The sequence below is a fragment of the Variovorax sp. E3 genome, from assembly GCF_016082275.1.
In the GTDB taxonomy this organism is placed as follows: domain Bacteria; phylum Pseudomonadota; class Gammaproteobacteria; order Burkholderiales; family Burkholderiaceae_C; genus Variovorax.
This window is the reverse complement of sequence record NZ_MOWM01000046.1, coordinates 38,368-48,732: the sequence shown is the minus strand read 5'-3', so window position 1 is coordinate 48,732 and position 10,365 is coordinate 38,368. Positions and strand designations below refer to the sequence as shown.

11 protein-coding genes and 2 pseudogenes are annotated in these 10,365 nt (G+C 68.1%); 10 read left to right on the top strand and 3 right to left on the bottom strand.

The window, feature by feature from the left end:
• Together BMG07_RS17805 and xseA are read right to left on the bottom strand one after the other, a co-directional pair.
• Nucleotides 1–318, bottom strand: a 318-nt coding sequence (locus BMG07_RS17805) for a superoxide dismutase (RefSeq protein ID WP_374221291.1), incomplete at its 3' end; no start/stop codon positions are given.
• A 50-nt stretch (nucleotides 319–368) separates the two neighbouring features.
• Complete coding sequence (xseA, locus tag BMG07_RS17800; protein ID WP_307866997.1) at nucleotides 369–1,682, bottom strand: exodeoxyribonuclease VII large subunit; 1,314 nt, start codon at nucleotides 1,680–1,682, stop codon at nucleotides 369–371.
• A 313-nt stretch (nucleotides 1,683–1,995) separates the two neighbouring features.
• Here xseA and BMG07_RS17795 point away from each other — a divergent pair, with 313 nt between their 5' ends.
• The 6 genes from BMG07_RS17795 to adk all read left to right on the top strand — a co-directional run bounded on the left by BMG07_RS17795 (nucleotide 1,996) and on the right by adk (nucleotide 5,815).
• Complete coding sequence (locus BMG07_RS17795) at nucleotides 1,996–2,628, top strand: MotA/TolQ/ExbB proton channel family protein (RefSeq protein WP_198085676.1); 633 nt, start codon at nucleotides 1,996–1,998, stop codon at nucleotides 2,626–2,628.
• 11 nt (nucleotides 2,629–2,639) lie between these two features.
• Nucleotides 2,640–3,065, top strand: a complete 426-nt coding sequence (locus BMG07_RS17790) for an ExbD/TolR family protein (protein WP_374221292.1) — start codon at nucleotides 2,640–2,642, stop codon at nucleotides 3,063–3,065.
• Nucleotides 3,066–4,091: a tetraacyldisaccharide 4'-kinase gene (gene lpxK / locus BMG07_RS17785; protein ID WP_198085674.1), complete on the top strand. Its 1,026-nt coding sequence runs from the start codon at nucleotides 3,066–3,068 to the stop codon at nucleotides 4,089–4,091.
• Nucleotides 4,072–4,254, top strand: coding sequence for a Trm112 family protein (locus BMG07_RS17780; RefSeq protein ID WP_007836935.1), 183 nt, complete (start codon nucleotides 4,072–4,074; stop codon nucleotides 4,252–4,254). Before lpxK ends, BMG07_RS17780 begins: the two co-directional genes overlap by 20 nt.
• Nucleotides 4,251–5,024: a 3-deoxy-manno-octulosonate cytidylyltransferase gene (kdsB, locus tag BMG07_RS17775; protein WP_198085673.1), complete on the top strand. Its 774-nt coding sequence runs from the start codon at nucleotides 4,251–4,253 to the stop codon at nucleotides 5,022–5,024. The genes BMG07_RS17780 and kdsB overlap by 4 nt, the downstream gene beginning before the upstream one ends.
• A gap of 134 nt (nucleotides 5,025–5,158) precedes the next feature.
• On the top strand, nucleotides 5,159–5,815 hold the full coding sequence (gene adk / locus BMG07_RS17770; protein WP_198085672.1) for an adenylate kinase: 657 nt from the start codon (nucleotides 5,159–5,161) through the stop codon (nucleotides 5,813–5,815).
• Between the two features lie 34 nt (nucleotides 5,816–5,849).
• Here adk and BMG07_RS17765 read toward each other — a convergent pair whose 3' ends face one another.
• A complete protein-coding gene (locus BMG07_RS17765; protein ID WP_198085671.1) occupies nucleotides 5,850–6,812 on the bottom strand; it encodes an asparaginase in 963 nt (320 codons plus the stop codon).
• Between the two features lie 73 nt (nucleotides 6,813–6,885).
• On the opposite strand from BMG07_RS17765, the gene lexA reads away from it, so the two are divergent.
• The 4 genes and pseudogenes from lexA to BMG07_RS44935 all read left to right on the top strand — a co-directional run bounded on the left by lexA (nucleotide 6,886) and on the right by BMG07_RS44935 (nucleotide 10,335).
• A complete protein-coding gene (gene lexA, locus BMG07_RS17760; RefSeq protein WP_124462571.1) occupies nucleotides 6,886–7,569 on the top strand; it encodes a transcriptional repressor LexA in 684 nt (227 codons plus the stop codon).
• A 135-nt stretch (nucleotides 7,570–7,704) separates the two neighbouring features.
• Nucleotides 7,705–8,085: a hypothetical protein gene (locus BMG07_RS17755; RefSeq protein ID WP_198085670.1), complete on the top strand. Its 381-nt coding sequence runs from the start codon at nucleotides 7,705–7,707 to the stop codon at nucleotides 8,083–8,085.
• Nucleotides 8,086–8,175: 90 nt separating this feature from the next.
• A pseudogene (locus BMG07_RS17750) lies at nucleotides 8,176–9,182 on the top strand (D-2-hydroxyacid dehydrogenase family protein).
• Nucleotides 9,179–10,335, top strand: a pseudogene (locus BMG07_RS44935) (MFS transporter). The pseudogenes BMG07_RS17750 and BMG07_RS44935 overlap by 4 nt, the downstream one beginning before the upstream one ends.
• Nucleotides 10,336–10,365 lie beyond the last annotated feature (30 nt).

Sequence of the window (10,365 nt, the reverse complement as noted above, 5' to 3'; positions counted from 1 at the left end):
CGCGTCGTAGCTGCCCCACTTGGCATCGATGGCCTTGGCCAGCGCGCCGCTGGGAGCGCCGCCGCCTTGCGGCTTCATGCAGTTCCAGAAGAAGGTGTGGTTCCAGATCTGGGCGGCGTTGTTGTAGATGCCGCCGCTGGACTTCTTGACGATCTCTTCGAGCGTCATCGCTTCGAACTCGGTACCTTTTTGCAGGTTGTTGAGGTTCACGACATACGCGTTGTGGTGCTTGCCGTAGTGGTATTCGAGCGTTTCCTTCGAATACTCGGGCGCCAGCGCGTCGAGGGCGTACGGCAGGGGTGGGAGCACATGTTCCATGGTTTTTTCTCGTGGGTCTGGTTGTGGGAATTGAAGATTCTAGGAAGTAATTATTGAGGTCGCGTCGGACGCGTTCCCGTCACGTCGCCCGGCGTGACGGTCAAGCCGACTTCGCCGTCGGCCAGCCGTGCCACGACGGCGTCACCCGGCGCCAGTTGCCTGGCACTGACGACCGCACGGCCGTTGGCGTCCGTGAGCCATGCATAGCCGCGCTGCAAGACCAATGCCGGATCGAGCAGCCGCAGGCGCAGGGCCATGCGCTCCAGGCGATCGTGCCGCTGCGCCACCGCGCGCTCGAGCTTCAATGGAAAGTCGGCCGCCATGGATCGCGGCGCCTGCGCCAGGCGCTCGCGCTTCGATCGCATCGCGTACTGCAGGCGCTGCGCATGGTGCGCCAGCCGAAGTTGCTGACGCGCGACGAGGTTCGACGGACGGCCGAGCCGGCCCGCCGCCTGATCGAGCCGCTGCCCGAGGACGTCGAGACGGCCACCCAGCGCGTCATCGAGCCGCTCTTCGAGCAGGTCGAGCGCGCCGAGCCACAGGTCGCGCGGTGCGCTGACGAGCTCCGCCGCCGCGGTGGGCGTGGGCGCGCGCAGATCGGCGCAGAAATCGGCGATCGTGAAGTCGGTTTCGTGCCCCACGCCGCTGATCAGCGGCACCGGGCTCTGCACGATCGTGCGCGCCAGGGTCTCGTCGTTGAACGCCCAGAGGTCTTCGATCGAGCCGCCTCCCCGCACCAGCAGGATCACGTCGACAGCGGGCTCCATTGCATAAAGGGACTGCAGCGCACGGACCAGCTCGCCCGGTGCATTCGCCCCCTGCACCGCCGCGGGTGCGAGCACCACCGGAATGTGCGGCACGCGCCGCCGCAGCGCGGTGACGACGTCGTGCAACGCCGCAGCGCCCAGCGACGTGACGAGCCCGACCGCGCGCGGCATGGTCGGCAGGGCACGCTTGCGGGCCGGGTCGAACAGCCCTTCGGCTTCGAGCCGCGCCTTGCGCTGCATGAACTGCTCGAACAAGGCGCCCTGCCCCGCACGCCGCAAGCTCTCCACCACCAGTTGCAGATCACCACGCGGCTCGTACACCGCGAGGCGACCGCGCACCTCGACCTGGTCGCCGTCGCGCGGCGAAAAGTCGAGCAGGCCGGCGGCGCGGCGGAACATCGCGCAGCGCAGTTGTCCCGACTCGTCCTTGAGGGCGAAGTAACAATGTCCACTTGACGCGCGCGAAAAACCGGAGATTTCCCCGCGCACGGTGACCGGGTTGAAACGCGCGTCGAGCGCATCCGCAACCGCATGGCACAAGGCCCCGACAGCCCAGACGCGCGGACCCGGCGCGGAATTCGCATCACGCAAGCTCACGAAAAGCACGCACGGCCGAAGGCCACTCTTCCACAACAGGCGCCGTGCGCCCCGTTGTCAGCCCCCAAGGCGGGACAGGCGCACGGTTTCTCGTGCAAGCCATTGATTTTATTGAAAAAAGTGCTGCTCAAAATTCAGTCGTTCTAGCGAAAAGCCCATCCCATGCGGGTTAGGACGCGTTGCGCAGCAGGTTAATCACAAAGTTATCCACAGAATCTGTGCGTCCTTGCCGACACAAAAACAAGGCGCGTGCCGATGGTGGGCTCAGTGGATAATCGCCGCGCATTTGCAGTCTACGGGCCGGAGGATTTTCTTGTTTTCCATCATAGTTGCCGCGGGTTGGCCAATCTGGCCATTGCTCGCTTGTTCGGTCATTGCGCTCGCGCTGGTTATAGAACGTTTCACGAGTCTGAAGACCGTGAGGGTACTGCCGCCGAAGCTGCTCGACGAAACCATCACCGTGTCGCACGGGTCCATTCCCGGCCCCGACATCGTGACCAAACTCGAACGCAACTCGATGCTCGGCCAGGTGCTGGCCGCCGGCCTGCGCGCGCTGAACGCCAATCCGCGCTGCACCGAAGACGACCTGCGCGCCGCCATGGAGGCTTCGGGCCGCACCGTGGCGCACAAGCTGGAGCGCTACCTGCCGGCCCTGGCCACCATCGCCTCCGCCGCCCCGCTGCTGGGCCTGCTGGGCACGGTGATCGGCATGATCGAGATCTTCGGCTCTCAGTCGCCCGGCAGCGGCGCTGTCGGCTCGGGCAACCCCGCGCAGCTGGCGCACGGCATTTCGATCGCGCTGTACAACACGGCCTTCGGCCTGATCGTGGCGATTCCGACGCTGATTTTCTGGCGCTACTTCCGCAGCCGCGTCGACGAATACCTGCTGAACCTCGAACTCTCGGGCGAACGTTTTGCCCGCCACCTGAACGCCCTGCGCAAATGACCCGCGCCCGCATGCAGTTCCGCCACGGCGCGCGCGACGAGCCGGAGATCAACCTGATCCCGTTCATCGACGTGCTGCTGGTGATCCTGATCTTCCTGATGCTGTCGACCACCTACAGCAAGTTCACCGAGATGCAGCTGCGCCTGCCCACGGCGGACGTCGACGCGCAGCGCGACTATCCGAAGGAAGTGATCGTGGCGGTATCGGCAGACGGCCGCTACTCGATCAACAAGACGCCCGTGGCCGACCGCAACGTGGAAGCCGTGACCGCCGCGCTCGCCGCCGCGGCCACCGGCGGCAAGGACAGCGTGGTGATCATCAGCGCCGACGCCACCAGCCCGCACCAGGCCGTGATCACGGTGATGGAAGCCGCGCGCCGCGCCGGCCTGATGCAGATCACCTTCGCAGCCCAGTCGACGGCGCAAGCCGGGCACTGAGTGCCCTCTTCCGAAGGCCGCAGCAGCACAGGGGCGCCGCCGGGCTCGCGGCTGCGGGATGCGTGGCTGCGTCGCGGCCCGCTGGCCTGCCTGCTGTGGCCACTGTCGCTGCTCTATGCCGCGCTCTTCGCCGTGCGGGGCTGGCTCTATCGCCTGGGTTGGCTTCGGTCCGAGCGCGTGCCCGTCCCGGTGATCGTGGTCGGCAACGTGATTGCGGGCGGGGCCGGCAAGACGCCGGTGGTGATGGCCGTGGTGCAGCATCTGCGCGCGCGCGGCATCCAGGTGGGCGTGGTGTCGCGCGGCTATGGCCGCCGCACCGACGACTGCCGCGAAGTGCTCGCCGACAGCGATCCCCGCGAAGTCGGCGACGAGCCCGCGCTGATCCACCACGCCACGAAAGCGCCGGTGTTCGTCGCGCGCAAACGCATCGAGGCGGCGCGCGCCCTGCTCGCCCGTCACCCCGCCACCCAGGTCGTCGTCAGCGACGACGGCCTGCAGCACCTGGCGCTGGGCCGCGACATCGAGATCTGCGTGTTCGACGACCGGGGCATCGGCAACGGCTGGCGACTGCCCGCGGGCCCCTTGCGCGAGGCTTGGCCACGCCATTGCGACCTCGTGCTGCACAGCGGAGAAAAACCCGCGTTCGCCGGCGGCTACACCGCCCGGCGACGGCTCGCGGATTACGCCCTGGCGAGCGACGGCCAACGCGTGCCGCTGGCAACCCTGGCAGGCAAGCCGCTGACCGCGCTCGCAGCCATCGCCCGGCCCGAAGCCTTCTTCGACATGTTGCGCGCCCGCGACCTCACGCTCGCCGAAACCATCGCCCTGCCCGACCACCACGACTTCGACGCCTGGCAGCGCCCGACCGACGACCGCCCGCTCATCTGCACCGAGAAAGACGCGGTCAAGCTGTGGCGCAAGGCCCCCGACGCACTGGCCGTGCCGCTGCACTTCGCGCCCTCGCCTGAATTCCTCACCGCGCTCGACGCAAAGTTATCATCGCTCGATGGATACCAAGCTGCTTGAACTGCTCGTCTGCCCCGTCACCAAGGGGCCGCTGACCTGGAACCCCGAGAAGCAGGAGCTCTGTTCGCGCAGCGCGCGCCTGGCCTACCCGGTGCGCGACGGCATTCCAGTGCTGCTCGAGAACGAAGCACGCACCCTTTCCGACGAAGAGCTGGGGCTGTGAGCTTCACGGTCCTGGTGCCGGCGCGCCTGGCGTCGACGCGGCTTCCCAACAAACCCCTGGCCGATATCGCCGGCGTGCCGATGGTGGTGCGCGTGGCCCGACGCGCCAGTGAATCCGGCGCGGCGCGCGTGGTGGTGGCGGGCGACGACGCCTCCATCATCGACGCCTGCAAGGCGCATGGCGTCGAGGCGATCCTCACGCGCCAGGACCACCCCAGCGGCACCGACCGGCTGGCCGAAGCCTGCGAGCAACTGGGCCTGGACGGCGACGACATCGTCGTCAACGTGCAGGGCGACGAGCCGCTGATCGACCCCGCGCTGATCGACGCCGTGGCCTCGGCGCTGGCCGTGCATGCGGAAGCCGCAATGAGCACCGCCGCCCACGAGATCGATTCGCTCGCCGACTTCATGAACCCGAACGTGGTGAAGGCCGTGCTCGACGCACAGGGCAACGCCATGTACTTCAGCCGCGCCCCCATTCCGTGGTGGCGCGACGGCTCCGCCAACGGCGCGGCGCCGACCGTGCTGCCCACGCCGGCACCCCTGCGCCACATCGGCATCTACGGCTATCGCGCGGGCTTCGTGCGCCAGTTTCCGACGCTGCCGCCCTCGCCGGTCGAGGCGACCGAAGCGCTCGAGCAGTTGCGCGCGCTGTGGCACGGGCATCGCATCGCCGTGCACGTGAGCCATGTCGCGCCCGGACCGGGCATCGACACGCCCGAAGACCTGGCGCGCGTGCGCGCGGTCTTCGCGGCCGGCCCCGCCGCCTGAGGCCTTGCCGCGCCTGTCGGGACAGCGACAAATCGCCGATGGCACGCGTGATATCCTCGAAGCAACTCCGCCCTGCCCAGCCCCCAAGCCGACGCGTGGCGCGACACAAAATCTAAGAACCGTCCGAGGACACCATGAGACTAATTTTGCTGGGCGCGCCCGGGGCGGGCAAAGGCACGCAAGCGGCCTTCATCTGCCAGAAGTACAGCATCCCCCAAATCTCGACCGGCGACATGCTGCGCGCCGCCGTCAAGGCCGGCACGCCGCTGGGGCTGCAAGCCAAGGCCGTCATGGATGCGGGCGCACTGGTCAGCGACGACCTGATCATCAATCTCGTGAAGGAACGGATCGCCCAGGCCGACTGCGCCAGCGGCTTCCTGTTCGACGGTTTCCCCCGCACCATTCCGCAAGCCGACGCCATGAAGGCGGCGGGCGTCAAGCTCGACTACGTGCTCGAGATCGATGTGCCCTTCGGCGACATCATCGAGCGCATGAGCGGCCGCCGCTCGCACCCGGCATCGGGCCGCACCTACCACGTCAAGTTCAATCCGCCCAAGGTGGAAGGCAAGGACGATGTCACGGGCGAAGAGCTGATCCAGCGCGAGGACGACAAGGAAGAAACCGTGCGCAAGCGGCTCGAGGTGTACAGCCAGCAGACGCGCCCGCTGGTCGACTACTACTCGGCCTGGGCCCAGACCGACCCGGCCGCCGCGCCGAAGTACCGCGCCATCAAGGGCGTGGGCACGGTCGACGAAATCACGCAACGTGCACTGACTGCGCTGAACAGCTGATGGCCCGGCCGCCCTTTCGCGGGGCGGCCTTGATTCACCCGAGCAGTTCGAGCATCAGCGCGATGCGCGCCTTCACGGGCGTCAGCGCGCCTGCATCTCGCAGCTGGTCGCCGGTCTTCGGCAGGATGCGACCGTTCATGCAACGCGTCGCACGAACCACCGACACACCCGCATCCCGGGCCTTGAGCGCCGCCGCCTCCAGGGCGTGATGCAGCGTGCCGTTGCCGGTTGCCGCCAACACCAGTCCACGCACCGGTTCGGCGCCGCCGGGTTGCAGGAGTGCCTCGACGACCGCACCGCTCGCGCCGGCGTGGCTCATGACGATCTCGACCCGAGGCCACTGAACAGCTCCCGCCCCCAAGACCTTCGACGCAGGCACCGCAGCCCCCTCGGGCCACGCCCTGACGCGCCGCACTTCGCCCTCTTCCACATAGCCCACCGGACCCGCATCGCCTGACGCGAATGCATCGAGCCGGTAGGTGTGCACCTTCTGCACATCGACGCCGCTGTGGACCGCGCCGGCACAAACCACCGTCACTCCCTTTGCACCCACCGTCGCGGCCACGCTGATGGCGTCGCGCACGTTCTGCGGTCCGTCAGGGGACAACGCCGTCGCCGGGCGCATGGCGCAGGTCAGGACCACGGGCTTCGAGGGAGCCAGCACCGAGTGCAGGAAGAACGCCGTCTCCTCCAGCGTGTCGGTGCCGTGCGTGATCACCACGCCCGCCACATCGGGCTCGGCCAGCCAATGGGCACAACGCCGTGCGAGCTTTTGCCACGTGTCGAGCGACATGTCCTTGCTGTCGAGCTGCGCCACCTGCTCCGCCAGCAGCGCCACGCCCTCAGGCGCCGTGATGCCGCCCAGCAGGTCGGCCACGCCCACCTGCCCCGCCGTGTAGCCGATGTTGTCGCCGCTGCTGGCGGCCTTGCCGGCAATGGTGCCGCCGGTGCCCAGCACGACCACGCGGCGCAACTCAGGCGAAGGGGAATTGGCCATGACTTGTCAACTTTTAAAAACTGGTTAAAAATACAGGTACTGGATATCTAGCCAGTGCCGCAAGGAACCACATATGCAGTTCGCAGTGAAGCTTACAGCCCGCCAGCAGCAGATCCTGGACTTGATCCAGAGCGCCATCGCACGCACCGGCGCTCCGCCCACGCGCGCCGAAATCGCCAATGAGCTGGGCTTCAAGTCGGCCAACGCCGCCGAGGAGCATCTGCAGGCGCTGGCCCGCAAGGGCGTCATCGAGCTCGTCAGCGGCACTTCGCGCGGCATTCGCCTCAAGGGCGACGCCCTGCGCTCGCTCAACGAAACGCGCCACCGCGAAGGCGGCCAGTTTTCGCTCTCGCTGCCCGGCATGGCGCAACTCGCGTTGCCGCTCATCGGCCGCGTCGCGGCGGGCTCGCCCATCCTGGCCCAGGAGCACGTCGACCAGACCTATTACGTCGAAAACACGCTGTTCCAGCGCCAGCCCGACTACCTGCTCAAGGTGCGCGGCATGTCGATGCGCGACGCCGGCATCATGGACGGCGACCTGCTCGCCGTGCAGGCCACCAAGGAGGCGCGCAACGGCCAGATCGTGGTGGCGCGCCTGGGCGACGAAGTCACGGTCAAGCGCCTGAAGCGCAACAAGCTGGTCATCGAGCTGCACGCCGAGAACCCCGACTACCCGACCATCATCGTGCAGCCCGGCGAGCCCTTCGAAATCGAAGGCCTCGCGGTCGGCCTCATCCGCAACACCATGCTGATGTAGCCCTCGGCCGAGTTACCGAAGCACCCCATCCGGCAGCGACAGGTGGCGGGCGTATGGCGAAGAGTCGCCATCACCCTGTCGCAGCGATTCAAGAAATCCTGCCTGTGTTCAACCTCATACTTTTTTGGAGTTCACATGGGAATCGCCCTCCTCGCCATCGCTGATTTCTGGATGCCGCTGCAATCGCTCGCCAGCCGGTTGATACCGGCGCGCCGGTCGCACCGCAGGGACCACCTCGACGCCGCCGAAGCCTCGGCCGGCCTGCGCTACGTGGCCGTGCGCCCCACCTGCATCGCCCGCGCCAATGGCGGTAGCGCCACGCCGGACGCCACCGCGACCGCACCGGCGCGCCCGTTGCGCGTGGTCCGCGTGGTCGACGGCAAGGGCCAGCAGCGCAACAACCGCGTCGTGATCTCGGGCCGCATGGCCGACGTCTGCGCCGAGCTCGACCGCCTGGCCGCCCTCGAAACCGCCGAGACCATGGCCATGGCGCCCCGCTCGACGCGCCTGCACTGAGTCGCAACGCCCCCGGAAGCGGCTTCGGGGGTGGGTATCCAAACGTTCACGGGTACGACATTCCAATGCTGCGAGGCACAATGGCACGCCATGAACATTGTGATCCTCGACGACTACCAGGACGCGGTGCGCAAGCTGCGCTGCGCCGCCAAGCTGGACGCGTACGCGGCCAAGGTCTATACCAACACGGTGAAGGGCATCGGCCAACTGTCGGTTCGCCTCAAGGACGCCGACGTGATCGTGCTGATTCGCGAGCGCACACAGATCTCGCGCCAGCTGATCGAAAAACTGCCCAAGCTCAAGCTGATCTCGCAGACCGGCTGTGTCGCCGGCCACATCGACGTGACCGCATGCACCGAGCGCGGCGTGGCGGTGGCCGAGGGCTCCGGTTCTCCCCAGGCCCCGGCCGAGCTCACCTGGGCGCTCATCATGGCCGCCATGCGCCGGCTGCCGCAGTACATCAGCAACCTCAAGCACGGGGCGTGGCAGCAGTCGGGGCTCAAGTCGGCCTCGATGCCGCCCAACTTCGGGCTCGGTTCGGTGCTCAAGGGCAAGACGCTGTGCATCTGGGGCTATGGCCGCATCGGCCAACTGGTCGCGCGCTACGGGCAGGCCTTCGGGATGCAGGTCGTGATCTGGGGCCGGGAAGCCAGCTGCGCCAAGGCGCGCTCCGACGGCTTCCAGGTGGCGCAGAACCGCCACGAGTTCTTTGCCGCGGCCGACGTGCTGTCGGTGCACCTGCGGCTCAACGAAGAAACCAACGGGCTCATCACGCTCGAAGACCTCTCGCGCATGAAGCCGACGGCGCTGTTCGTCAACACGTCGCGCGCCGAGCTGGTCGAGGCCGATGCACTGCTGGCCGCGCTCAATCGCGGCGTCCCGGTCTCGCCGCCATCGACGTGTTCGAGAGCGAGCCGCCGCTGCAGGGCCATGCGCTGCTGCGCCTGGAGAATTGCATCTGCACGCCGCACATCGGCTACGTCGAGCAGGAAAGCTACGAGAGCTACTTCGGCCAGGCCTTCGACAACGTCGTCAGCTACATCAACGGCAACCCCACGAACATCGTGAATCCCGGCGCGCTGCAGGTCCGTCGGTGAGCCGGCCGGCGCCCAAGGGGGCGCTCTGGGCGCTGCTGGCCGGCAATTTCGTGATCGGCACCGGCGTGATGGTGGTGCCCGGCACGCTCAATGAAATCAGCACGTCGCTCGAGGTCGGCGTGGCAACCGCGGGGCAACTGATCACGGCCGCCGCCGCCGTGATGTGCATTGGCGCGCCGCTGCTGGCCGCCGCCGTCGCGGGGTGGGACCGGCGCCTGCTGCTCGCCCTCACCCTCCTCTGGTACGCAGCGGGCCACGCGCTCTCGGCGCTGATGCCCAGCTTCGGCGCCCTGCTGCCGATGCGCATGCTCACGGTGATCGCGCCCGCCATCTTCACGCCGCAAGCCGCCGCCTGCGCGGGCATGCTGGTGCCGCCCGAGCAGCGCGGGCGTGCCGTCACCTTCGTCTTCCTGGGCTGGTCGATGGCCTCGGTGCTGGGGTTGCCCATCGGCGCGCTGATCGGCGGCCACCTGGGCTGGCGCATGGCCTTCATGGCGATCGCCGCGCTCAGCGTCGTCAGCGCGGCATCGATCTGGCTCACCCTGCCGACGGGCATTCGCCCGGCCGCGCTGACCGCCGCCGCGTGGTCGCGCGTGCTGCGCAGCCCGGTGCTGATGGGCATCGTGTCGGTTACCGCCCTGCAGGGCGCCGGGCAGTTCGTGTTGTTCAGTTACTTCGGCCCGATCCTCAAGCAGAGCTTCGGCGCGACGCCACCACGCTGAGCGTGATGTGGGCCCTGTTCGGCGCCTGCGGGCTGGTCGGCAACATGGTGGTCAGCCGCTTCATCGACCGGGTGGGTGCGGGGCGCATGGTGCTGATCACGACGGCATTGATCACGCTGAGCCTGCTGCTGTGGCCGCTGGCCTCCACGCTGGCCTGGCTGGCCGTGGTGCTCGTGCCCTGGGGCCTGGGCTGCTTCGCCACCAACTCGGCCCAGCAGGCCCGCCTGGTGGGCCTGGCGCCCGCGCTGGCACCGGGCTCGGTGGCGCTCAACAGCTCCGGCATCTACACCGGGCAGGCGGTGGGCGCGGCGCTCGGCGGCTGGCTGCTGGCGCACGACGCACAGGTCTGGATGAGCTGGGTCGGTTTCGCCCTGTTGCTGGTGGCCATCACGCTCAGCGCGGCCATCGACCGCAGCCGCCGTCCGGCCTGAAATCGCGCCCTCGCGTAAAACCCGTCACGC